The sequence below is a fragment of the Clostridium manihotivorum genome (genome assembly GCF_004015185.1).
Classification (GTDB): Bacteria; Bacillota; Clostridia; order Clostridiales; family Clostridiaceae; genus Clostridium_AR; species Clostridium_AR manihotivorum.
On sequence record NZ_CP025746.1, the window covers coordinates 2232021 to 2255332 of the forward strand.

Below are 23312 nucleotides of genomic sequence, written 5' to 3' on the forward strand. Positions count from 1 at the left end.
TATGAATTATGAAGAAGCTATAAGATATATAACTGAAACTGCAAAGTTTGGAAGTAATTATGGTTTAGAGAGGACTGAGAAGCTGTTAGAGCTTCTTGGTTCTCCTCATAAAAAGCTTAAGGCCATACATATTGCTGGAACAAATGGAAAAGGTTCAACCACTTCAATGATAACTTCTATATTAATGGAAGCTGGATTTAAAGTTGGAATGTATACCTCACCTTATATTGAAGAATTTGAAGAAAGAATTCAGATAGATAAGAATAATATTTCAAAGGATGATTTAGCTAAAGTAGTATCAGAAGTAAAGATAGCAGTAGATGAAGTAATAAGCTTAGGTTATGATAGTCCAACAGAATTCGAAATAATAACTGCAGCAATGTTTAAACATTTTTATGATGAAGCTGTAGATTATGCTGTTGTAGAGGTTGGACTTGGTGGCAGACTTGATTCGACTAATGTAGTAACTCCTATACTTTCAGTGGTAACTTCAATAAGCTATGATCACATGAATATATTAGGAAATACTTTATCTGAGATAGCAGGTGAAAAAGCTGGTATTATAAAACCTAATATTCCCGTAGTTTCATATCCTCAAGTAGATGAAGCTATGAAGGTTATAGAAACAGTTGCAGCTGAAAGAAAGTCTATTTTATATAAAGTAGAGTATACCTGGGCAAAGCTTATAAATCCAAAGGAGAAAGATAACTCTCAAAGTATCCTGATTGAAACTGATAAAGAGAGCTATGAGCTTAAACTATCACTTCTTGGTATGCACCAATTGTTAAACTGTGCAGTGGCTATAAAAGCTATGGAAGTACTTAAGGATATTGGTGTAGAGATAACCAAGGAACATATAATAAGAGCACTAGCTAAGGTAAGATGGAGTGGAAGGCTGGAAGTGATGAATACCTCTCCACTAGTAGTTATTGATGGTGCACATAACATTGATGGTGTAACCAAGCTTGTTGAAAGTGTAAATACATATTTTGATTATAAAAAATTGAAGGTTATAGTAGGAATACTTGGAGATAAGCAGGTTAGTAGTATGATAGAAGCTATCAGTAAAATAGCAGATTCAGCTATAGTTACATCCCCTCATAATGATAGAGCAGAGTCGTCAAAGGTAATAAAGCAATTATTGGATCAAAATGGAGTAGATAGCGAGATCATTGAAGACTATGAACAGTCCTTTAAAAAGGCTCTTGAAACTTCTAATAAGGATGATTTAATACTTGTTTGTGGCTCGCTGTATATGATTGGTGATATGAGAAGAGTTATAAGAAATACCTTTAGCAAAAGTAATTGAATATAATATTAAAGATGTATCTATTAAATTATAAATATATATTCAAAATTAGTACTTAATCTAACAGTAGATTTTGAATATATAAAGTATATTTTTATGATACATCTTTTTTTCTTATAAGCATATTTTTTTATATGTTTACTGCTAAGTATGATATAAAAACCAATATCCGAGATTAATGAATATTTTGAATTTCTATGGTTTTTATACTTTATATACAAATATTAGTTTGTAATCAATTTGTATACAAATTGTAAGCTTTCATTAAGCTTTTGTTAAAATTTTGTTCATAGACAAAAGATTTTGTCGTGTTATAATAGTATATGCTTTTCAATTTTCTAAAATTAAATAATAACTCTTTTAAGCTCAATTTGGAGGTTATATTATATGTTAAATCACGAGAGACCTATAAAAAGAACTAACCCAGGCGAAGTAATAAAAAAAGCTGCTTTAACAATAAAGGAAAGCTATTTCTTTTGGTACTGCTTTGTTGCTATACTAGTAAAATCAATTTTATTTATAGCATTAATATCTGATGATAAAGCAAATGGAATTGTTCCAATGAGAGTTTTTTATTCTATGCCTCCTTTTCTAGTATATTTCAGTTTTATTTGTATTGTTTTATCCTTTGGTTTTTTATTCAGAAACAAAGGACAAACTATTGGATTTCTAGTTATAAATATTTTAGTAAGCGTACTGTATATAGGTGATATATGGTATTTCAGAAGTAACAGCTCCTTTTTAAGCTTACATATGTTCAGTATGACTTCAAATCTGGACAACCTAAGTAGTAGTGTTATTTCTATGATTAGAGTTGTGGATATAGTATTTGTAATAGATATTATTCTTCAGGTGGTTCTAATGCTAAAGAGACGTTCAAAAGCCAAATACCACAGAAGAAGTGTAACTGCTTTTTTACTTTTATTAATTGTTCCAACATTATATTTAACCTATGCGCATTTTAAGATTGATAAATATGACAGAGGTTTTACTAACCAAATGATATTTAGAAAAAGCTGGTCACCTAATCAGACCATGTCAAACTTAACACCCTTAGGATATCATATTTTTGATTCCTATAATTTCTATGTAGAAAGTAAGCCTTATGTAATATCAAGTAGTGAGCAAAAGAATATACAAAAATGGTTTGATGATAAAAAGGAAAATTTACCTGACAATCAATACAAAGGAATGTTTAAGGGGAAGAATCTTTTAGTGGTTCAATGGGAATCTCTTGAAAACTTTGTTATTAATCAAAAATTAGAAGGTCAGGAGATCACTCCAACTTTAAATAAATTATTATCTAACAGTATATACTTTAACAATTTCTATGAACAGACCTATAACGGAACAAGTTCCGATGGTGAGCTTATAACAGAAACTTCGGCGTTTCCAGTTAGAGAAGGAGCAACCTTCTTTAGATATCCTAATAATACTTATCAGTATTCCTTGCCAAACGTTATGAAGAGCTTAGGATATAATACTTTTGCTTCTCATCCAGACAAGGGTTCATACTGGAACTGGATGCCTGCGCTTAGATCAATTGGGTTTGAAAAGGCTATAGATTCAACTAATTACAATATTGATGAAGTTATAAATTTAGGTATCAGCGATAAAAGTTACTTAAAGCAACTGCCAGATAAGATTAAGGCATTGAAATCTCCTTTCTATGCTTATACAGTTACTTTAACAAGTCATGCACCTTTTGATATACCAGATAAGTATAGGGAGATAAAGCTTCCTAAAGAACTGGAAGGTACTAAACTTGGAGGTTACTTCCAAAGTATTCAATACACCGATAAATATATTGGGCAAATGCTTGAACAGTTAAACAAGTCAGGAGTACTAGACAATACAGTAGTAGTATTTTATGGAGATCATGAGGGAGTTCATAAGTTCTATGATGATGAAATAAAGAATATTTCATACAAAGGGGACTGGTGGAAGGAAAACAATAGAAGAGTTCCTCTTATAATATACTCAAAAGGACAGAATGGAAAGACAATATCAACTTATGGTGGACAGTGTGACACATTACCTACTTTAGCATATCTTTTTGGTGCTGATGTTAATCAAATGGAAGATAAAATATTTGGACGTAATCTTTTAAATACAAAGAAAAATTATACTGTTTTATCTACTAGACAATTTTTAGGTACAGAAAGTTACCCAGGAGAAAAGGAAAGAATGCTTGAAAGCATAGACTTGGGAGATAAGCTAATCAGAGCAAATTATTACAAAAAGTAGGTGAGGCAATTATGGAAAATAAAACTCTAGACAATAATTCAATAAATAAAAAAGCTACTATGGAAGTTAATAATAATAAATTCCTTTATATAATACCTTTACTAAATATTATTTTTCCAATACTATCTGTGGAAGGTTTAGTTCCATGGGCTGTAGCAGTATATTTCTGTTATAAAGGAATAAAGGCTATAGCAACAACTAATAAGCCTTTAAAAAAATCTATTACTTATTTGGTGATGAGTGGATTTATAGTTTTACTTTACAATTTCATAGTGTATTTTGTAAGTAATTATTTGGTTAAATTATTGATGTAATAGCATTTAAGCTATAGTTAAAGAAATTAAATAGCATAATGAAAAAGCTAACTGAAGCGATGTTCAGTTAGCTTTTTTTGCATATTTGATTTTTCAAATGCATATGAGGGCAATTAGCAGTTGAATAAGATTTTTAACTGTCTATCCTAAGAAACTATTTTAAACTATTGATATTGACAGGGATAAAATAATTTTCACTGACTACTGGGTATCACTTAACTTCAGTAAGGTGAGACCAGTATCTTTTAGGCATGTAATGACGTCTTAGCTTTTCATTTCTTCTTTCTTCAATATTTACAGAAGTATAAAAGGTCTTCCAAAGACCTTCAAAATTTGAGTCATTACTTGAACTTTCAATTCTTAGTCCATCCTCTTTGGAAAGATCAATTATTAGGCTTTCGGTTTTGTTATAAATTATAGCCTTTTCACGCCTTATATCATGTAATATAAAATTTTGATCTGAGAATCTATTAGTAAAGTGAGTTATTAGTATAGGCAATATATTATGATCTGGTTCAATAGAAGCATAATAGCTTAATGGTCCGATTTCCTTAAATCTAACAAAACCAGTAAATCTATGAGCTTCATAAGTAACTCGTCTACAATATTTATCAACTAATAATATGATATCATTATTTTTTGCAAGATTGACCTTAACGCCATATTTGAAGGCTAATCTTAGGTATTTCAATATTATATCCTCGCAGTTATCATATTCGCTAAGATAAACATGGTATACATTCTCAAGAGTATTGGTGCTAAGCTTATTTTCTATAGCATAGTATACTTTATCGAACTTATCTTTTTCAAACTGGATGTCTACTGTTTCGTTTAAGAGACTAGGAGAGTAGTTGAGTTTTCTCTTAATAGTTGAAGCTTCTTTGGTAGAAAAAGCGTAAAATACAGCTGTTAATAGTGCTTCAAAAGTACCGTCATAAATAAACTCTTTCACAAACATCCCTCCTATAACTCACCGGTTAATGAACTTGGTCTATCATTTAATAATAAGATCTTACTGCTAGCATTGTTTAAGTCGTAATTATCAGGTAAAAGTAGCTTTTTATCTATTTTATCGAAAAAGTTTAATTGTTCTCCTTGGTTATCTAGAATGTTTAAGTCAAATCTAGGAGTTAGGGCAGTTTTTACTTTTTCCTCATCTAGTGGAACAGATCCAAAATACTTTCCTTTACAGGTTATGAAATACTGAGCTCTTTTTAATACAACTCCCAGTTTCTTTAAATCTTGAAAGTCTAAAGATGATATCTTACGAGCACTGAGAATTTTTTGTGCACCTCTTACCCCTATTCCTGGAATTCTAATTAAGGTCTCATAGGGAGCTCTATTAATCTCAACTGGGAAAAGGTGGATATTATTTAAAGCCCAAAAGGTTTTAGGATCAAAGTTTATATCAAAATTAGGATTTTTATCATTTAATAGCTCCTCAGCTTTAAAACCATAAACACGCAATAACCAATCCCCTTGATAAAGTCTATGTTCCCTTAAAGTGGGAGGGTTCTTTAACTCTGGCAGGTTTTGACCTGTATTAACTGGGACATAAGCGGAGTAATATACTCTTTTAAGTGAGTATTTTTGATATAAACCTTCAGATAAATTAAGTATATTAAGATCACTTTCCTTTGTAGCGCCAACTATAAGTTGAGTGCTTTGACCACCAGGTACAAATAGTGGAGCTCGTTTAAAGACTTTATTCTCAGATTTACTAATTTGGATACCGTTTTTTATAAGCTTCATAGGCTGAAAAATATTTTCTTTTGTTTTATCTGGCGCAAGTAACTTTAAAGACTGAGAAGAAGGAAGTTCAAGATTGACACTCATCCTATCAGCAAAAGTACCAGCTTTTTTTATAAGTGCTTCGTCAGCCCCAGGAATAGCTTTTAAGTGGATATATCCCTTAAAGCCATGCTCTGTTCTTAGTTTTTCAACTACTCTGGTTAATGTCTCCATAGTAGCATTAGGAGTATTAAAAACTGAAGAACTTAAAAATAGACCTTCTATATAATTTCTTCTATAAAAATTCATAGTGAGATTTACAACTTCATCAGCTGTAAAAGCAGCTCTTTCAATATCATTACTTTTTCTATTTATACAATAAGCACAATCATATATGCAATAGTTTGTTAAGAGTATCTTTAATAAGGATATGCATCTTCCGTCAGGAGTAAAGCTATGACAGATTCCACCGCTTGCTACCGAGCCTAAATCCCCTTTCTTCGAGGAACGGCTTGACCCAGAAGAAGAGCAAGAAACATCATATTTTGCTGCACCACTAAGAATTCTAAGTTTTTCATTTATATCCATGTTATCACCATCTTTATGTTAATAAATATATTATATACAAAAATTGAAATGAGAACAAGTGTTCTTTATGAGTTTTATTATATGAGTATTAATAGATTTTATACTATAAAAACAGATTTACTATTTCATAATAAAATTTATATTTTCAAAGTCTTCTCTTATAAGCAAAAGAAGTTTTAGAAATAGATTTAGGAATGAAGCAATACATTTTTTAAGAGTTACTCTATATAGCTATCTTTAAAATAATCATGAATATGAATGGGTTTTACATTAATGGAAACACTATTTTTATGTGCTAATTATAAGCAATTAAATATACAAATATGAAGAAAATTAGCCTCTAATGATGTGATTATTTAGAATATCCTGTATTTAAAGGCTTTAACTAAGTTGGTTGATGTAATGATGACTTTTCATTGCTAAGGAACCACTAAGATCTTAAGTTATAGTCTGGATATCTAAGGAGGATAGCTTTATGAAAATATTAATAACTACAGATACTTATTATCCCATGATTAATGGAGTGATTGCTTCAGTAAATAACTTATATAATGAGCTAAAACTCAAAGGGCATCAAGTTAAAATATTAACTCTGTCCCATGACAGCAAAGAATCAATTCAGGGAGACATATATTACTTAAAATCCATTGGAATAGGTGTTTATCCAGATGCTAGAATAAAGTTTCCCTTACATAATAGACTCATAAGTGAAATACTGAGATGGAATCCTGACATTATTCATTCGCAAACAGAGTTTTCAATGATGCTTGTATCTAAATATATATCAAACAAATTACATATACCAATCATTCATACATATCATACTATGTATGAGGATTATTTGGGATATGTTTTTGGAGGAAGGCTAATCACTAAGAGGACCTCAGCCAAATTTATTAGGATGCTATTAAACAGCTTAGATAGCGTTATAGCACCTACGCAAAAAGCAAAAGACTCGTTGATAAGCTATGGGGTTAATACATCTATAAGTGTCATACCTTCAGGAATAAGTTTAAAAAATTTTAAAAAGGAACTTTTAGAAGAAGAAAAGAGGAAGATAAAAAAGTACTTTAATATAAGCAAAGATGACAGGATTATAGCCTATGTTGGCAGGATAGGCCAAGAGAAAAATATAGGTGAAATAATAGATTTTATGGATGATTTAATAGGTATAAATAGAAAGATAAAACTTTTAGTTGTAGGTGATGGCCCATACCTACAAACATTGAAAAAAGAGGTAATAGAAAAGAAAATAGAAAAAAGTGTTATATTTACTGGGATGATAAAATCAGAAGAGGTCTACAAATATTACAAAATAGCTGAAATATTTGTTACTGCGTCAACTAGTGAAACTCAAGGACTTACTTACATAGAGGCTCTTAGTAGTGGATGTCCTGTAGTTTGCAAGTATGATCCTTGCATAGATGGTGTAATAAAGCAAGGGGAAAATGGATTTGCCTATAGAAGTAGAAAGGAATATGTACATTACATAAATAAAATCCTCAATGATTATACTTTAAGGTGCAATATGAAACAAAGTGCTCTAAATAAAGCTAATGAGTATTCTAGTGAGATTTTCGGAAATAGGGTGCTCTATGAATATTATAGAGTACTAAAGAATACAGAAAATATAGAAATGGACTTAACCAAAGTAATAAACCACAAAACATAATTGGGATGCCTTTTTTGCAGAAAAAAACCTAGTAAATACTCAATGTCATTAAGTTAAGAAATAAATATTATAGTTATGGAACAGAGTATGTTTACAAATACATACCTGTTCTTTTTTTATAACAATTTACGTATAATAATTTTTATCAAAACATTAGAAAAAGCTTGACAAATAGTTAGAAAAATGTGGCGAAGCCCCTTAAATATAATGTTTTTTAGGAGGTTCGCTCATGAACGAATATGCAGATTTTATAAAGAATAAATTAGATACGGTATTAAAGGAAATGCATGAATACTCATGGTTATTTGTCAACGACCCCGATAAGGATTTCACTAGAAATCGAAAATTGAATTTCAAAGAGATGCTAAATATTTTACTTTCTATTGGAGGCAGTAGCTTAAATCTTGAGCTTCTAAAATACTTTTCGTATGATACTGAATCAGCCACTTGCTCCGCGTTCGTTCAGCAGCGCAAAAAGATTCTCCCTGAAGCACTTAACTATCTTTTTAGTAAGTTTACATCATTAGCAGTAAGCCCTAAATATTATGATGGCTATCGATTATTGGCAGTTGATGGTTCAGATTTATGTATTGCACATAATCCTAAAGATGAAAAAAATCATTTTCAAGCTACTGAAAATTCAAAAGGATATAACCTTCTTCACTTAAATGCTATGTATGATTTATGTAGTAGAACATATATGGATGCAGTTATTCAATCAGGTAGAGAAGAAAATGAATTTCAGGCATTAATTGACATGGTAGATCGCTCTAATATTAATGATAAAACTATAATAATAGCCGACCGTGGATACGAAAGTTATAATGTCTTTGAACATATCATAAAGAAAAATTGGAATTATGTTATAAGAGTTAAAGATATACATAGTAATGGAATAGTATCAGGTATATCTATACCTAATGATGAAACATTTGATATAGAGCATAGTATTTTGCTGACTAGACGTCAAACTAAGGATATAAAGGCACATCCTGAAAAATATAAGTTTATGCCTGCTAATCAAAGGTTTGATTATCTTCCGGTTAAAGATAAAGGAACCTATCCAGTAAACTTTAGAGTTGTTCGATTTCCAATATCAGACAACACTTACGAAGTTATTATTACTAATCTTAGCAAAGAAGAGTTTTCAATAGAGAAGCTTAAAGAAATATACCACATGCGTTGGGGCATTGAGACATCATTTAGAGAATTGAAGTATGCCATTGGGTTAACAAGTTTTCATTCTAAAAAGGCGGACTACATCATACAAGAGATATTTGCAAGACTTACCATGTATAACTTTTGCGAAATAATAACAACACAGGTAGTTGTACAACAGAAAAACAGAAAATACAGCTATCAGGTTAATTTCACTATGGCCATAGCAGTTTGTATGCAATATTTCAGATGTAGCAATGTAGATTCACCGCCTAATGTTGAAGCACTAATTAAAAGAAATATATTACCTGTTCGAAATGGCAGAAAAGACCCTCGCAAAGTCAAAACCAAATCGGCAGTTAGCTTCATATATAGAGTAGCATAAATTTATGCTAATATAAATTTTTTTTTGCAGAGATTTAACTCTGTCTTATTTGCATGCAAAAAAATATACAATATAAAAGAGAAAAGCCAATGGAAAGCATATACACTTTCAATTGACTTTAATTTTGCTGTGGCAAAACATTAACTTAATGACATTGAGTAAATACTAGGTTTTCTTTTTTTCAAGATTAGTACGGGGAAACAGTAAACTTAGTATGCTTCCAACTGCTATTGAAGAGTAGTATGTTATAAGCCTCCATAAAAAAATAGCTGTTATTATGGTTCCTGATTTGAAAAATAATCCGTAGATTAAATAGAACCCCCCTTCAGCACCCCCTTCAGCACCAGGAAGCGGAATTATTACCATAAAGTTTACTAAAAATACCTGGGCAGCTATCATTGTTACAAGGTCTTCAGCATTAAATCCAAAACTTCTATATATACAGTAAGGAATAGAGAAGAAAGCTAACCATTGAAGTGTTGTGAAGATTGAGGCTTTTGCACACATTTTTTTGTATTTTGTTATGAGTAGTGCATTTTCATGGAAGTTTTCTAACTCTTTTTCTATCTTGGTGTAGGTAGAATCAATATCCTTTAATAGCCTGAATTTTTTTAATATCCTAAAGATGAATATTAGTAACTTTTTAGTTAGCTTACTACTAAACAGAAATAGTATAGCCAAAATCATGGTTATTATATGAACAATAAGTCCTGAAAAACATAAATATATAAAGTAGTTTACTCTTGAGTAAAAGTAATTAAATCTAAGCAGGAATGCCATGAGCAAAATTAGTATATTTGTTACTTGATGAATTATAAACTTTATCATTGAGATAGAGCCTGCAATGCCGATTGGAATTCCACTTTCTGTCATCTCATATAGTTGAGCTGGGTGACTTCCAGCAGAAAAGGGAGTAATAGCGCCAAAAAACTGTCCTATTATCTGAAACCTAAGAGACTTAATATATAAATTGTCTATAGGATATAACTCCTTGGTTATTACATATATAACAAGACTCTCAAAAAGCCAAAATGCTATGATCAGTATTATAGCTGCAAGTAGCCAAGGAAAGCTCAAAGTCTTTATTTCATTTATTAAGGTATTTAGTCCTTTAGTAAATAGAAAAAAAGTTATGAAGATAAAAGCTGAGATAATTACTATAACAAGGTTAAAAACTTTACTCTTCATTAAGTTTTCTCCTAGTTCTTCCTAGTTTCTGTGCATATATTTCATCATAGAATTGCTCCCATAACTTTAATACATAATCTTTCGAGTAAAATTCATGGCACTTAGAGGACTCGTTGCACCAATGATAATAGTCACTTCTTTTATCTTTAAGAGCCGATATAGTTTTTATAAAATCCTCTATATTAGAACCTTTTATATAGGAGTCAAATAATATGCTTTTATAGATATCCAAGTCTCTCAATAGTATTGGTATCTTTAGCGACATTGACTCTAGTATAGACATTGGAAATAATTCATTATATGATGGTAGAAACATCAGATCACAAATATTGTAGACATTATTCATTTCATTTCTATCTACTATGCCTAAGAAGCTTACGTTTTTGGGCGGATCCTCTACAATGCGTTTTAATTCCTTATAGCCATCAGTTATGGAACCAAAAGAAAAGCCACCGGCCCATATAAATTGTACATCAGGTAAGTTTTTTGCAACTTCTATAAAGTCCATAACACCTTTTCTAGTTTGTACTTGACCAACTCCTAAAACCACGAATTTGTCCAAAGGTATGTTATATTTTTCTTTTATTAAATTAGCCTTGTCACCATCATACTTATAAAAGTTTTCTTCAGAAACAAAGTTTGGTATATAGGTGATTTTACTTTCACTTATTTTATAGCTCTTCAAAACATCTATAAAATATGGGTTTACTACTACTAAATGATCCACACTTTTGTAAAAAGTAATCATATATTTGTAAAAGATTTTTTTTATAAAATAGGGAAGTTTTAGGCTTTCTTCTATAGTTTCAGGAACGAAATGAACATAAGCTACAGAAGTTCCTAAAAGTTTAGTAAAGGGAATACTTAAAAAGAATTTTAAATCTATAGTGTGATAGTGCATTATATCACAAAAATATAAATTATTAACCTTTATATTATATTTATCTTTAAGTCCAGTCCTTACTAAATTTACTTGTTCAATATAAGCCGATAGAACTCCTTGCCCTTTTACTTTATCAGCAGAAGAAAGCATATTTATGGTTGGCATTAAAAAACCTCCTTCTTAAGATGTTACATTTCAATTTGAAAATATAAATTTTAGTATGAAGTGGAACATCTATATAAATTGAGATATATTTAGTTTCTGTAAAACTCCGATGTATATTCCTATTTTTAAATTTAATTGCATAGGAGGTCATAGTTTTTTATGATAAACAGTAAAAAGAAAACTTATTTGCCTCGCTGATTTCAAGAGGAAACTTTTGATGGTGTATAAAATAAAAAAGGATATAAGCAAAAAGAATAGCTTATATCCAAAGTTATAGAAATTTAATTTTTACAGGTAATTTAACCACAGCTAAATATATAAAGATATAGTTTGGCTTTAGGTAAAGTAGGCTAATCTTATTACATCTTTCGGTCGTCTATGATTCCATAGTAAGTCCAAATCAATTTGATGAAATTCCCCATAGGTTGATATAGAGATATAGTGTTTATTGGTTTTAGGGTTAATCAACAGATTTGTTATAGTCATCCAGTGCCAAGTATAATCTTCAAGTTCTTTCACTGGATGCTTTAATACCAAAATTGCTATAGGAAGTTTTAAGTTTAGAGCCTCATAGATAAAATCTATTGCATTGTCCATGGTAGCTTGTTCGTCTAATATATGGGGAACCAAAGATACCCCTCTACTTTGCGAAAAAGACAAAACATTTTCGCTGAATTGCTCTACAGAAGTAAGTCCAAACATCCCAGGGATTACATACTTACGGACTTCAATCATATGCTCTACAAAATCATTTTTATTAATAATATCCTTATATGGATATAATTTGTTAAATTTATCTGGAGCTAATTTAGAAAGATATGCAGTTATATTCGCTGCAGCAACAGGGCCACAGCCGCTAAGCTGATGAGCTTTCTTTGGAAACCAGTACTGATTACCGCCGTAATGTATTGTTTCGGCATCATGAATTGAAATCTGTATCTCTTCTAGATTAGGATAGTTTTGCATTTTGAAATTCTCCATTGCTACCACCTTTCTGCATAATAGCTCTTGCTTATTTACGCTTTATGTATTTTATATAACTAATTTTCTATGAATTCTGAAAAATTAAAATTCATAAGATGATTTAGTAATTCTTTTAAATACTTAATAAATTTCATTTGTAAGAGTAATAAGAAGTTTTTTATGATAATTAATATATAAAATACTTAGTAGTATTAATATACTATATTTTTGAGATGTAGTAAATTAGATAAATATGCCATAATCAATAAAAAAATCATAATTTAATGGAGTGTTTAATATTATATATTTGATAAAAAGGTTAGTTTGGAAAATTTTGTTGGGAAACTACATTGGTGGAATAAAGAATAAAATGCATCAAAAGAATATTAGAATAGTTCTTTTGATGCATTCAAATTAATATTTTTACCTTGATGAGATTTATATTGAGCTAGCTACATATTCCTCTAATGCTCTTGATAATTGATCTGGGCAAGATGTATCTCTATTACCGCAAGTTATTCCTTTAAGTCTTTTTATAGCTTCATTAACTTCCATACCTTCTATAAGCGAAGATATTCCTTTTAGGTTACCATTGCATCCGCCAACAAAGTTTACGCTAGATATCTTGTTATCAACTATGTCAAAGCTTACTTGCTTTGAGCACACACCAGCAGTTTTATAAGAATTCATTTGAGACTCCCCCTCATTATGTTATTTTATTAACTAAAAGATTAAACAACTATACTTTATAAAAAGTAATACCTCTAATTGTAGTATCTTTATAGTACTGTCATTAGTAATTATACTATATTACTAGGTTTTATAGAAGCGAATATAGTATAAAATCATATTTACTCTAAATTAAGTGATGATGCTAAATTGAATAAATTAAGTAAATAAAGAGGCAGATGCGAAAAAAATTCACTAAAGAAGGTTTGCTTTAGCGAATTTTCACTCATTTGTAAATCTATTTCTCTTCAATAAGTATATTAATAATGTTGTTATAGATTAACGAAGGATTTTCCTTCCATTTACTACATAGGGCAATAGCTTGCTTCTTAGAGGCTACACTTATCTTTAAATCCATAAGCAAGCTATCATCCTCAACTGCTCTAAGGTTAACTATAAAGGTATTGTTTTGATCTGGAGTATAGTCTGCTGAGATAGTAAGTTCTCTTTTTATCTTTTCTATGCTTGATTTTAAATAATCATCTATTAAGCTTAGTCTTTGTGGAGATATCCTATCTTTAAATAAAGTTAATACTTTATTTCCTGTATCTGTAATGTATAAAAGTTTCTTATCATTGCTAGCTTCGTATTTTATAAAACCAGAAGAAATAAGTTCTGTTATATACTGCTGAAGGAAAAAGTAATTAATAAAGCTGTTTTCCAAAACAATTTCAGTTAATTGTGCATTAGATATTGGATACTTAATAGATTTAATTATATATAAAAGCAGAAGCTTGTTTTCAGCAAGTTCTAATGTGTTGTCATTCATACGATTATCCTCCCAATCACCAGTATGTCTATATTATAGCATAAAACTTATTAATTTCTCTATGAAAATTTTATTGTCATTATTTAGTAGGTAAGTGAATATTATTCTAAAGAGACTTCATTATGGAGGAATACATTTGAGAAAGTATAAAACAATCTTAATATTAATTTTAGTATTAGTTGTTGTTACTGTAGCAGCATCTACTGCAGTAAATGCATGGATGATAAAAAAATCCTTACCTATATATTCTGTAGACACCAAGGAGAAAAAGATTTCTATAACCTTTGATGTGAATTGGACTGATGATGATAAGCTTTTAAGTATATTAGACATAATGAAGGAATATAATGTAAAAGGTACGTTTTTTATCATGGGAGGCTGGGTAAATTCAAATGAAGAAAACGTTGAGGAGTTGAAAAAAATAAAGGAGGGAGGAAACGAAATAGCAAATCACAGTTATATACATCCTAATTTTGCAAACATATCTACAGATAGAATGGTATCTGAAATAAAGAAAACTGAGGATATAATTTACAATAATACAGGTTATAAGACAAAGCTTTTTAGATGTCCAAGCGGTTCTTATAATGATACTGTTATAAATACAGTTAAAAATATGGGATATTATTGTATACAGTGGGATGTGGATAGTGTAGACTGGAAGAATCAGGGGGCAGATCAAGAATATGAAAGAGTAATGAAAAATGTAAAGCCAGGTTCTATTTTGCTTTTTCATAATAATGGCAAATATACTCCTGAAAATCTAAAAAGAATTTTCAAGAATTTGAAGGCTCAAGGCTATGAATTTGTACCTGTTGGTGACCTTATCTATAAGAATAATTTCACCATTGACAGCGATGGTAAACAACATATGGTTAACTAGAAAAAAAACATATTGTAAAAAAGGCATGAAATGTATTATAATGGAAATAAGTTATTTTCTAATTTATACTTTATTACAAAAAATAAAAATTTTAAAAAACAAGGGAGAGAGGGGTTTAAATGGATAATTTAATGTTAAATAATAAAATTTACCTTGAAGGAACTGTTGCTTCAGAATTAGACTTTAGCCATGAAATGTATGGGGAGAAATTTCTTACTTTTTCTTTGGAGGTAATGAGATTAAGTGATTCTAAAGATATGTTAAATATAACTATATCTGAAAGATTGCTTACTAACTTTGATTTAAGTATAGGTACTGATATAATTGTTGAAGGACAATTAAGGTCTTATAATAAATTTGTAGATGGAGCTAATAAGCTTATATTGACAGTCTTTGCTCGTGATATTAGACCATGTGAGGAGAGAAGTAAAAACCCAAACGAAATTTTTTTAGACGGGTATATATGTAAGGAGCCAGTATATAGGACAACTCCTTTTGGTAGGGAGATTGCTGACGTACTGCTTGCTGTAAATAGAGCATATAATAAGTCCGACTATATACCCACAATAGCATGGGGTAGAAACTCAAGATTTTGTCAAACCTTAAGTGTTGGTGACAATATCAGAATATGGGGAAGACTTCAAAGTAGAGAATACCAAAAGAAAGTTTCAGAAGAAGAAGTGATTAAGAAAGTAGCTTACGAAGTTTCAATATCTAAGATGGAAAGAGTTAATGGGGAAAATGAGTTAGTTGATGATCAAATAGGCGCAGTTTAAAACCTATTTCATAACATATTAAAAGGGCGAGTATTCGCCCTTTTTTACTGTTAATAAAAGTATAAATTTGTTTATTTTCTTAAGTCGTCTAGTAATTGAGTCTTGTCTTTAGTCTTATCATCTACTATTTTTATTATTTTAGCAGGAGTACCAGCAACTACAACTCCAGGAGGTACATCATCTACAACCACTGAACCGGCTGCAACTACTGATCCTTTTCCTACCTTAACTCCTTCAAGAATAACAGAATTTGCTCCTATAAGTACATCATCTTCTATGATACATGGTGTTTTGCTTGGCGGTTCTAAAACTCCAGCAACAACTGCACCTGCTCCAAGGTGAACTCTTTTTCCAAGCTTACCTCTAGCACCAACTACAGCATTCATATCAACCATAGTAGCTTCACCGATTTCAGCACCTATATTTATTACAGCACCCATCATGATTACTGCATTTTTCTCTATTGTAACCTTATCTCTAATTATAGCACCTGGTTCTATTCTAGCATCTATATCAAGTAGGTTTAACATAGGAATTGCAGAGTTTCTTCTATCATTTTCAACTCTAAAGTGCTTTACTTTATGTTTATTATCAAGAATTACCTTTGTTATGTCATCACTTTCTCCGAAAAGTACGTAGAAGTTGTCAGAGCCATACCATTCGATGTTATTCATTTCGCTATCTTTTAAATCTCCATTTACATATACTTTTACTGGAGTAGATTTCTTTGATTCTTTTATAAATCTAGCTATTTCATATGGATCAGTAAAATTATAACTCATTGTATCATCCTTTCCTCTATTGCTTAGATATGTATTACGCAATAAGATTATTATAATAAAACTTACTCAATTATGAAAGGGGTTAGAGGTAGAAATTCAATTTTTATAAAATATTATGGCGAAAGTTCAACATGTAAAGTAAAATATAACTTATAGGATTTTAATTTTTAAATCTATTTTATTAGTTTAAATTATAGAAAATATTATTGTGTAATGTCTTTAAATAGCCATTTATAGGCATATTATACCTGATGATATTGAGCATATAAGCAATTAAACAATATATGTTTTAAAAAGTTATGTGGATTATGAGTGCAGTTTAAAAGCAACTAAAGTACAATGATTTTAACATTAAAAAGTATTGCTGGCTTTAAATTTGTGTATTAATATGCAATTTTTGCGCAAATATATGCAAAAAGGTTGATCTGTAAATGCTTCAGTTAGAATATATTAAGTAGTTACAGATATATCGTATTAGAACAAACGGGAGTGATGATTAGTGGCAAAGTTAGAAAAAGGATATGTTCAAATATATACTGGAAATGGTAAGGGGAAAACTACTGCAGCCTTAGGTTTGGCCTTTAGAGCTGTCGGTGATGGAATGAAGGTAGTTATGGTTCAGTTCTTAAAAAGTAATAAAACTGGAGAGCTAAATTCAGCTCAATTTCATTCTCCTAATTTTCAAATACATAGATTTGAGAAGAGAAGAGGCTTTGTTTGGACTTTAAATGAAACAGAGAAGCTTGAGTTAAAGGGAGAGATACAAGAGGCATTTTCCTTTGCCAAAGCTGTGGTTAGAGAAAGAAAGTGCGATATATTAATATTAGATGAAATAATGGCGGCAATGTATAACAACTTCTTGGAGATTTCAGAGGTCTTAGAGCTTATAAATAATAAGCCTGAGGATATGGAAATCATTCTTACTGGAAGAAACGCTCCCAAAGAGTTGATTGAAAGAGCAGATTTGGTTACAGAAATGAAGGATATAAAGCATTATTATGAAAAAGGTGTAGTTGCTAGAGAGGGGATAGAGTATTAAGATGAACAGTAATGTAAATAGGATTGAGCTTTCAGGAATAAGAAAATTTTCTAACAAGGTGGCAAAGGTGCCAGGAGCAATATCTCTTACACTGGGACAGCCTGACTTCCCTGTTCCTAAAAGAGTGAAGGAAGCTATGATAGAGGCTTTGGAGCAAGGTAAGACAGTATATACATCAAATGCAGGGCTAGTAGAATTAAGGGAAGAGATAAGTAAATATCTAGAAAGCTTTGGAATAAGTTATGATAAAGAGGAAATTTGCATAACTGTAGGAGGAAGTGAAGCTCTTTTTACAGTATTCACCACTCTTATAGATAGAGGTGAGAAAGTACTTATACCTACTCCAGCTTACCCTGCTTACGAAAACGGTGTTAAGCTTGTTGGTGGCGAGGTAGTTAATTATAAACTAAATGAAGACTTTTCTCTTAATATTAGTTATTTAGAAGAAGCTATATTGAAAAGTGGTGCTAAGTACCTTTTATTATCTTTTCCAACTAATCCAACAGGTGCAATATTAGAGAAGACACAGTTAAATGCTCTGAAGGATCTTATACTAAGATATGATCTTATGGTGATAACTGATGAGATTTACAGTGCGTTATGTTATGATGAATACCATTCAATTGCTCAGCTTCAAGAATTGAAGGATAGGGTAATATTTATAGGTGGCTTTTCAAAGATATTTTCAATGACTGGACTTAGATTAGGGTACTTCTGCGTTAATAAGAAGCTTATGGATGATTTTATGAAGGTTCATCAATACAATGTTTCTTGTGCCACTTCTATATCCCAATATGGAGCTTATGTTGGACTTAGAGAATGTCTTAGAGACGTTGAGTACATGAAATCAGAATTTCTTAGAAGAAGAGATTATGTATATGGTAGACTTAAAGCTATGAACTTTGAAGTAAATCTTCCTAAGGGTGCGTTTTATATATTTCCATCAATAAAGAAGTTTAATATGACTTCAGAAGAGTTTTGTGAACTTCTTTTGGAAAAGAAGAAGGTTGCATGTGTACCAGGTAGCGCTTTTGGAGCTGGAGGAGAAGGCTTTATGAGGATTTCCTACTGCTACAGCGATAAGGAATTAGAAAGGGCTTTGGACCTGATAGAGGAGTTTATAAAGGAAATCTAGTACATGCTACATCTATAAAAAATCTTATTAAAATTGAGAGTAAACAGTTGAGCTATTTATATAGATAAGATTTGTTTTTTTACTGATCAACTTAGATAGCTGCTTTAAAGCCTTAATCTTGATAGGTTTGGATATCTATAGGTATCCTTTACGAAAACTTAATTTATGTATGTTCGATAATACCGGCTTCTGGGGATTATCGGGCATGTATAAATTAATAATTTGAGTTGGATACCTATATATAACAAAAAAATATGCTTTCTTGGACAAGAAAAAAGGCTGAAATGAAGGTAATAATTCAATTCAGCCTTTTTATAAATTTATTTAAAAAGAAAGATTTAAAACGTCTTCCATGTCATAAAGTCCTGGATTTGATATTGTGCCCATATAAGCACTTGCCTTTAGTGCTCCCACAGCAAAAACCTCTCTAGAAATAGCTTTATGAGTTATTTCTATAACTTCACCGTCACCGGCAAATATTACATCATGGTCTCCCACTATGCTTCCGCCACGTATAGCATGTATGCCTATTTCCTTATGCTCTCTCTTAGCTATGCCTTCTCTTCCGTATACAAAATGAGTTTCTTCTTCAATAGAATCTTTTATTGTATTTGCAAGCATAACTGCTGTTCCAGAAGGTGCATCTACCTTCTGATTGTGGTGCTTTTCTATTACTTCAATATCAAAGTTCTCATAAAGAACCGGTGAGATCTTTCTAAGAAGCATGTTAACTAGATTTACCCCAACACTCATATTTGCTGATCTGAATATTGGAAGGGACTTAGATTTTTCCTCTATTAAAGCTAAATCTTCCTTAGTATATCCAGTGGAGCATAGAACCATTGGTTTGTTATTCTTTTCTGAGAAAGCAATTATAGAACTCAATGAATCAGGTCTTGAGAAATCAAGTAATACATCGTAAGCTACATTGCATTCATCTAAGTCGCTAAATATTGGATAGCTTCTTTCACCCTTTGGGAATTTATCGATTCCAGCTACTATTTGAAGATTTTCTTCTTTTTCTACAAGATTAGATATTACAGTTCCCATCTTACCGCAACAGCCGTTTAATATTATTCTAGTCATAGTATTCCCTCCATTACTTTACAAGATCATGCTTTTTCAAAACGCTTGTTAGTTTTTCAAGATTTGAGCCTTCCATTTCAAAAAGAGGCAATCTCAAAGTGCCGACCTTATATCCCATCAAGTTTAAAGCTGTTTTAACTGGAATTGGGTTTGGTTCAATAAATAGTGTATTAGCAAGATCTAAGGTGTTTATTTGGATTTCTAAAGCTTCTTTTGTCTTACCAGATAAGAATAGTTCACACATGTCATGAACTTCCTTTGGCATAACATTGGCAAGCACTGATATTACACCTATTCCTCCTAGTGATAATATAGAAATAGTTTGGTCATCGTTTCCAGAATAAATATCTATCTTATCTCCACAAAGAGCTTTAATTTTAGCTATTTGGCTCAAATCTCCACTTGCTTCCTTTACTGCAACAACATTCTTTAGCTCAGTTAGTTTTAGTAGAACCTCAGCACTAATGTTCATGTTAGTTCTTGCTGGCACATTGTAAAGAATTATTGGCGTATTTACTGCAGCATCTATAGCCTTGAAATGTTCAATCATTCCTCTTTGAGAGGTTTTATTATAATAAGGAGTTATTACTAGAAGGCCATCTACACCTATGCTTTCAGCCCATTTGCTCATTTCAATGGAGTAGGCGGTATTATTTGTACCAGTACCTGCTATTACAGGAATTCTCTTTTTTACAACATCAACTGTAAACTTTATGGTTTCTTTTTTTTCTGCTTCAGTCATGGTTGAAGCTTCGCCAGTAGTACCACATATTATTATGGCATCTGTGCTATTAGCTATATGCCACTCCAGAAGTTCTTCTAATTTCTTAAAGTCCACTCCACTTTCATTAAAAGGAGTAACTATAGCAACTCCAGATCCTTTAAACAAAGACATAATTATACCTCCATGTCTAACTAATTTAAAAAGTAATTCACTTTTTATATATTATTTGTTTTTTATCATTAACTCTGCTATTTGTACTGCGTTTAAAGCAGCACCTTTTCTTATGTTATCAGCAACCACCCATAGATTTAAACCGTTGTCTATACTAAAATCTCTTCTGATTCTTCCTACATAGACATCATCTTTTCCATCCACTTGTAATGGTGTTGGATATTTATTACTCTTAGTATCATCATATACAACTATGCCGTTAGAGTTGTCAAGTAAAGTAATAACTTCTTTAATATCAAAGTCTTTTAGAAGCTCAACATTTATACTTTCGCTATGGCTATTTAAAACCGGAACTCTCGCAGTAGTAGCTGTTATTTTTAAGTCTTCATTGTGAAGTATTTTTCTAGTTTCTTTTATCATCTTTATCTCTTCCTTAGTGTAGCCATCTTCGGTGAATACATCAATATGAGGAAGGATGTTTCCTGCTATCGGATAAGGGAACTTTTTAGGAGCTTCTCCTTTAAGACCGTCTTGTAGGTCTAAGATCCCTTGAAGCCCTGCCCCTGAAACTGCTTGATAAGTGGAATATACTATTCTCTTAATACCATACTTATCATATAGAGGCTTTAAAGCAACCACAGCCTGTATAGTAGAGCAGTTAGGATTTGCAATTATACCAGTGTGCCAAGAAATATCTTCTGGATTAACTTCAGGAACTACTAGAGGAACCTTTGGATCCATTCTCCATGCACTACTATTATCTATAACAACTGCACCAATTTCTGCGAATTTTGGAGCAAACACCGAGCTTGCATCTCCACCAGCTGAAAATAATGCAAAATCAATTTCTTTATTTTTTATGTTTTCATCACATAACTCTTCAACTACATAATCACTATCTTTAAACTTCATAATCTTACCTGCAGATCTTTTTGATGCAAATAAGTACAGGTTCTTTATTGGAAAATTTCTTTCTGCAAGTATTTCAATAAACTTTCTTCCAACGTTACCTGTTGCCCCAACTATTGCTACATTAAACAAAGCAATCCCTCCTAAGTTTTTTATAAATTATGCATAAATATAAATCAGGTCTAATTATATCATAATACTTTGTCACGTTAAATTAATTATACACTATTATTTAATAAGCAGATGAAATTTTTTGAATTTTAAATTTTAATTTTCGCATAATATATATGTGTCACTTCATATTAAAAAGTATATTTTCTTTATAAAGATAATAGCTTTTTAGGAGTTGTTATTTACTGGAGATGTTAAAGTACTATATTGAAATTAAGTGGTTAATAATCATAGGCTCTAATGATCTTACACAAGGATCATTTAATTCTAGTAGCTAGTTCATACATATTTCTCTGGATAAGCACTTGATTTTAACATTATTTTTTTACATAGTCTTTGCTTAGATATATAGATAGTGATAGCTCTATTTATTCAGTATATCCGCAAATTGATGTGGCAATAATAGAAAAAATAAGAAAGGAGAATTTCTTATGAGTAAAACACCATTAAAAAAAATCATTAAGTCAAAAATAAAGTCAAATAAGGAGCTAACTGAAGCCGAAAAGCTTAGAGAAGCTATGAAATATGAAATTGCAGAAGAACTTGGATTAAAAGATAAAGTTGATTCAGAAGGTTGGGGAGGACTAACCGCTGAGGAGACCGGTAGAATAGGCGGTATTATGACTAAAAGAAAGAAAAATCTAAAGATACCTAGTAATGATGAAATTCTAGGTAGAAGATAGTATGTAGTACAGTTTACGTTGTTATTATATTTATATCATTGACTTAGCTGAAATTTAATAATATATTATTTAGTAGATTTAGTTTGGGGGATAATTATTAGATGGACAGCTATAATAAGTTTGCAAATCTTTATGATCAACTGATATATGAAGATATAAATTATGATGATATAAGTAGTTTTGTACTTAATCTATGTAAAAATAATAACATAAATTATGAGTACTATTTAGATTTAGCCTGTGGCACAGGAAACGTGGCCGCAATCCTAGGAAAGCATTTTAAAAATATATTTCTCGTTGACTCATCAGAAAGTATGCTAATAAATGCTGATAAAAAGTTTAGGGAAGAAAGAATGAAGTGTAAGATTGTATGTCAGGATATGAGTGAATTAGCTCTTAATAGAAAATTCAATCTTGTAACCTGTGTTCTTGATTCAACTAATTACATATTAGATATTGAAGATCTGAAAAATTATTTTCTTTCAGTAAAAAAGCATATGAGTGAAGACGGAATATTTGTCTTTGATATAAATTCATATTATAAACTTAGTGAGATACTTGGAAATAATGTTTATACATACAATTCAGAAGATATATTTTATGCTTGGGAGAACATCTTTGAAGATGAAATAGTAGAAATGAATTTAACTTTCTTTGTGAAAAATGGAGAGCTTTATGAAAGATTTGAAGAAATTCATGAAGAGAGAGCTTATACAGAAGAAACTATTGAAGATATCTTAGAAGAGTGTGGTTTTGAAGTAGTAGGAAAATATGATGGTTACAAAGAAAGTGCCGTAAAAGAAGATAGTGAAAGAATAGTTTATGTACTTAAATGTTTGGAGGTAAATTAGA

Annotated in this window: 22 protein-coding genes; 11 read left to right on the plus strand and 11 right to left on the minus strand. The window is 30.8% G+C overall.

The window, feature by feature from the left end:
- The first annotated feature begins 1 nt into the window (after position 1).
- The 3 genes from C1I91_RS09930 (at position 2) to C1I91_RS09940 (ending at position 3870) form a co-directional block, all read left to right on the plus strand.
- On the plus strand, positions 2–1309 hold the full coding sequence (locus C1I91_RS09930; RefSeq protein WP_128212738.1) for a bifunctional folylpolyglutamate synthase/dihydrofolate synthase: 1308 nt from the start codon (positions 2–4) through the stop codon (positions 1307–1309).
- A 387-nt stretch (positions 1310–1696) separates the two neighbouring features.
- Positions 1697–3556 (plus strand): LTA synthase family protein, encoded by a 1860-nt coding sequence (locus C1I91_RS09935; protein ID WP_128212739.1) that lies wholly within the window; start codon positions 1697–1699, stop codon positions 3554–3556.
- An 11-nt stretch (positions 3557–3567) separates the two neighbouring features.
- On the plus strand, positions 3568–3870 hold the full coding sequence (locus C1I91_RS09940; protein ID WP_128212740.1) for a hypothetical protein: 303 nt from the start codon (positions 3568–3570) through the stop codon (positions 3868–3870).
- 211 nt (positions 3871–4081) lie between these two features.
- On the opposite strand, the gene C1I91_RS09945 is transcribed toward C1I91_RS09940, so the two are convergent.
- Positions 4082–4822: a TIGR03915 family putative DNA repair protein gene (locus C1I91_RS09945; RefSeq protein WP_128212741.1), complete on the minus strand. Its 741-nt coding sequence runs from the start codon at positions 4820–4822 to the stop codon at positions 4082–4084.
- Positions 4823–4833: 11 nt separating this feature from the next.
- Positions 4834–6189, minus strand: a complete 1356-nt coding sequence (locus C1I91_RS09950; protein ID WP_128212742.1) for a putative DNA modification/repair radical SAM protein — start codon at positions 6187–6189, stop codon at positions 4834–4836.
- A gap of 475 nt (positions 6190–6664) precedes the next feature.
- Between C1I91_RS09950 and C1I91_RS09955 the strand changes: the two genes are divergently transcribed.
- On the plus strand, positions 6665–7861 hold the full coding sequence (locus C1I91_RS09955; protein ID WP_128212743.1) for a glycosyltransferase family 4 protein: 1197 nt from the start codon (positions 6665–6667) through the stop codon (positions 7859–7861).
- A gap of 229 nt (positions 7862–8090) precedes the next feature.
- Positions 8091–9404: an IS4 family transposase gene (locus tag C1I91_RS09960; RefSeq protein WP_128212744.1), complete on the plus strand. Its 1314-nt coding sequence runs from the start codon at positions 8091–8093 to the stop codon at positions 9402–9404.
- Positions 9405–9569: 165 nt separating this feature from the next.
- Here C1I91_RS09960 and C1I91_RS09965 read toward each other — a convergent pair whose 3' ends face one another.
- The 5 genes from C1I91_RS09965 to C1I91_RS09985 all read right to left on the minus strand — a co-directional run bounded on the left by C1I91_RS09965 (position 9570) and on the right by C1I91_RS09985 (position 14101).
- Positions 9570–10592 carry a lysylphosphatidylglycerol synthase transmembrane domain-containing protein gene (locus tag C1I91_RS09965; protein WP_128212745.1) on the minus strand — a complete coding sequence of 341 codons (1023 nt, stop codon included), beginning with the start codon at positions 10590–10592 and terminating at the stop codon, positions 9570–9572.
- Complete coding sequence (locus C1I91_RS09970; protein WP_128212746.1) at positions 10582–11640, minus strand: glycosyltransferase family 4 protein; 1059 nt, start codon at positions 11638–11640, stop codon at positions 10582–10584. The genes C1I91_RS09965 and C1I91_RS09970 overlap by 11 nt, the downstream gene beginning before the upstream one ends.
- A 336-nt stretch (positions 11641–11976) precedes the next feature.
- Positions 11977–12621 (minus strand): hypothetical protein, encoded by a 645-nt coding sequence (locus C1I91_RS09975; protein ID WP_128212747.1) that lies wholly within the window; start codon positions 12619–12621, stop codon positions 11977–11979.
- Between the two features lie 420 nt (positions 12622–13041).
- A complete protein-coding gene (locus C1I91_RS09980; protein WP_128212748.1) occupies positions 13042–13293 on the minus strand; it encodes a TIGR03905 family TSCPD domain-containing protein in 252 nt (83 codons plus the stop codon).
- A gap of 277 nt (positions 13294–13570) precedes the next feature.
- On the minus strand, positions 13571–14101 hold the full coding sequence (locus C1I91_RS09985; protein ID WP_128212749.1) for a DUF4364 family protein: 531 nt from the start codon (positions 14099–14101) through the stop codon (positions 13571–13573).
- A 136-nt stretch (positions 14102–14237) separates the two neighbouring features.
- On the opposite strand from C1I91_RS09985, the gene C1I91_RS09990 reads away from it, so the two are divergent.
- Together C1I91_RS09990 and C1I91_RS09995 are read left to right on the plus strand one after the other, a co-directional pair.
- Positions 14238–14984, plus strand: a complete 747-nt coding sequence (locus C1I91_RS09990) for a polysaccharide deacetylase family protein (protein WP_476695901.1) — start codon at positions 14238–14240, stop codon at positions 14982–14984.
- Positions 14985–15103: 119 nt separating this feature from the next.
- Entirely contained in the window at positions 15104–15760 is a 657-nt protein-coding gene (locus C1I91_RS09995; protein ID WP_128212750.1) for a single-stranded DNA-binding protein, read from the plus strand.
- Between the two features lie 71 nt (positions 15761–15831).
- Here the strand turns inward: C1I91_RS09995 and dapD are convergent, their stop codons facing one another.
- Positions 15832–16542 (minus strand): 2,3,4,5-tetrahydropyridine-2,6-dicarboxylate N-acetyltransferase, encoded by a 711-nt coding sequence (gene dapD, locus C1I91_RS10000; protein WP_128212751.1) that lies wholly within the window; start codon positions 16540–16542, stop codon positions 15832–15834.
- Between the two features lie 499 nt (positions 16543–17041).
- Between dapD and cobO the strand changes: the two genes are divergently transcribed.
- Together cobO and C1I91_RS10010 are read left to right on the plus strand one after the other, a co-directional pair.
- Positions 17042–17581: a cob(I)yrinic acid a,c-diamide adenosyltransferase gene (cobO, locus tag C1I91_RS10005; RefSeq protein ID WP_128212752.1), complete on the plus strand. Its 540-nt coding sequence runs from the start codon at positions 17042–17044 to the stop codon at positions 17579–17581.
- A gap of 1 nt (position 17582) precedes the next feature.
- Complete coding sequence (locus tag C1I91_RS10010; RefSeq protein WP_128212753.1) at positions 17583–18716, plus strand: pyridoxal phosphate-dependent aminotransferase; 1134 nt, start codon at positions 17583–17585, stop codon at positions 18714–18716.
- 324 nt (positions 18717–19040) lie between these two features.
- Here C1I91_RS10010 and dapB read toward each other — a convergent pair whose 3' ends face one another.
- From dapB to C1I91_RS10025, 3 genes are read right to left on the minus strand one after another with little or no spacing between them, the layout of a single operon-like run.
- Positions 19041–19802 (minus strand): 4-hydroxy-tetrahydrodipicolinate reductase, encoded by a 762-nt coding sequence (dapB, locus tag C1I91_RS10015; protein ID WP_128212754.1) that lies wholly within the window; start codon positions 19800–19802, stop codon positions 19041–19043.
- A gap of 13 nt (positions 19803–19815) precedes the next feature.
- The gene (dapA, locus tag C1I91_RS10020) at positions 19816–20697 is read right to left on the minus strand and encodes a 4-hydroxy-tetrahydrodipicolinate synthase (protein WP_128212755.1); all 882 of its coding nucleotides are present in this window, start codon (positions 20695–20697) and stop codon (positions 19816–19818) included.
- A 51-nt stretch (positions 20698–20748) separates the two neighbouring features.
- The gene (locus C1I91_RS10025; RefSeq protein WP_128212756.1) at positions 20749–21738 is read right to left on the minus strand and encodes an aspartate-semialdehyde dehydrogenase; all 990 of its coding nucleotides are present in this window, start codon (positions 21736–21738) and stop codon (positions 20749–20751) included.
- A gap of 470 nt (positions 21739–22208) precedes the next feature.
- Here C1I91_RS10025 and C1I91_RS10030 point away from each other — a divergent pair, with 470 nt between their 5' ends.
- Together C1I91_RS10030 and C1I91_RS10035 are read left to right on the plus strand one after the other, a co-directional pair.
- Positions 22209–22460, plus strand: coding sequence for an alpha/beta-type small acid-soluble spore protein (locus C1I91_RS10030; protein WP_128212757.1), 252 nt, complete (start codon positions 22209–22211; stop codon positions 22458–22460).
- A gap of 101 nt (positions 22461–22561) precedes the next feature.
- Positions 22562–23311, plus strand: coding sequence for a class I SAM-dependent DNA methyltransferase (locus tag C1I91_RS10035; protein ID WP_128212758.1), 750 nt, complete (start codon positions 22562–22564; stop codon positions 23309–23311).
- Position 23312: the final 1 nt, after the last annotated feature.

Excerpts from the sequence above, each read along its gene's own strand:
- C1I91_RS09930 (WP_128212738.1), top strand. The coding sequence starts at position 2 with ATGAATTATGAAGAAGCTATAAGATATATAACTGAAACTGCAAAGTTT.
- C1I91_RS09935 (WP_128212739.1), top strand. The coding sequence starts at position 1,697 with ATGTTAAATCACGAGAGACCTATAAAAAGAACTAACCCAGGCGAAGTA.
- C1I91_RS09940 (WP_128212740.1), top strand. The coding sequence starts at position 3,568 with ATGGAAAATAAAACTCTAGACAATAATTCAATAAATAAAAAAGCTACT.
- C1I91_RS09950 (WP_128212742.1), bottom strand. The coding sequence starts at position 6,189 with ATGGATATAAATGAAAAACTTAGAATTCTTAGTGGTGCAGCAAAATAT.
- C1I91_RS09955 (WP_128212743.1), top strand. The coding sequence starts at position 6,665 with ATGAAAATATTAATAACTACAGATACTTATTATCCCATGATTAATGGA.
- C1I91_RS09960 (WP_128212744.1), top strand. The coding sequence starts at position 8,091 with ATGAACGAATATGCAGATTTTATAAAGAATAAATTAGATACGGTATTA.
- C1I91_RS09965 (WP_128212745.1), bottom strand. The coding sequence starts at position 10,592 with ATGAAGAGTAAAGTTTTTAACCTTGTTATAGTAATTATCTCAGCTTTT.
- C1I91_RS09970 (WP_128212746.1), bottom strand. The coding sequence starts at position 11,640 with ATGCCAACCATAAATATGCTTTCTTCTGCTGATAAAGTAAAAGGGCAA.
- C1I91_RS09975 (WP_128212747.1), bottom strand. The coding sequence starts at position 12,621 with ATGGAGAATTTCAAAATGCAAAACTATCCTAATCTAGAAGAGATACAG.
- C1I91_RS09980 (WP_128212748.1), bottom strand. The coding sequence starts at position 13,293 with ATGAATTCTTATAAAACTGCTGGTGTGTGCTCAAAGCAAGTAAGCTTT.
- C1I91_RS09985 (WP_128212749.1), bottom strand. The coding sequence starts at position 14,101 with ATGAATGACAACACATTAGAACTTGCTGAAAACAAGCTTCTGCTTTTA.
- C1I91_RS09995 (WP_128212750.1), top strand. The coding sequence starts at position 15,104 with ATGGATAATTTAATGTTAAATAATAAAATTTACCTTGAAGGAACTGTT.
- dapD (WP_128212751.1), bottom strand. The coding sequence starts at position 16,542 with ATGAGTTATAATTTTACTGATCCATATGAAATAGCTAGATTTATAAAA.
- C1I91_RS10010 (WP_128212753.1), top strand. The coding sequence starts at position 17,583 with ATGAACAGTAATGTAAATAGGATTGAGCTTTCAGGAATAAGAAAATTT.
- dapB (WP_128212754.1), bottom strand. The coding sequence starts at position 19,802 with ATGACTAGAATAATATTAAACGGCTGTTGCGGTAAGATGGGAACTGTA.
- dapA (WP_128212755.1), bottom strand. The coding sequence starts at position 20,697 with ATGTCTTTGTTTAAAGGATCTGGAGTTGCTATAGTTACTCCTTTTAAT.
- C1I91_RS10030 (WP_128212757.1), top strand. The coding sequence starts at position 22,209 with ATGAGTAAAACACCATTAAAAAAAATCATTAAGTCAAAAATAAAGTCA.
- C1I91_RS10035 (WP_128212758.1), top strand. The coding sequence starts at position 22,562 with ATGGACAGCTATAATAAGTTTGCAAATCTTTATGATCAACTGATATAT.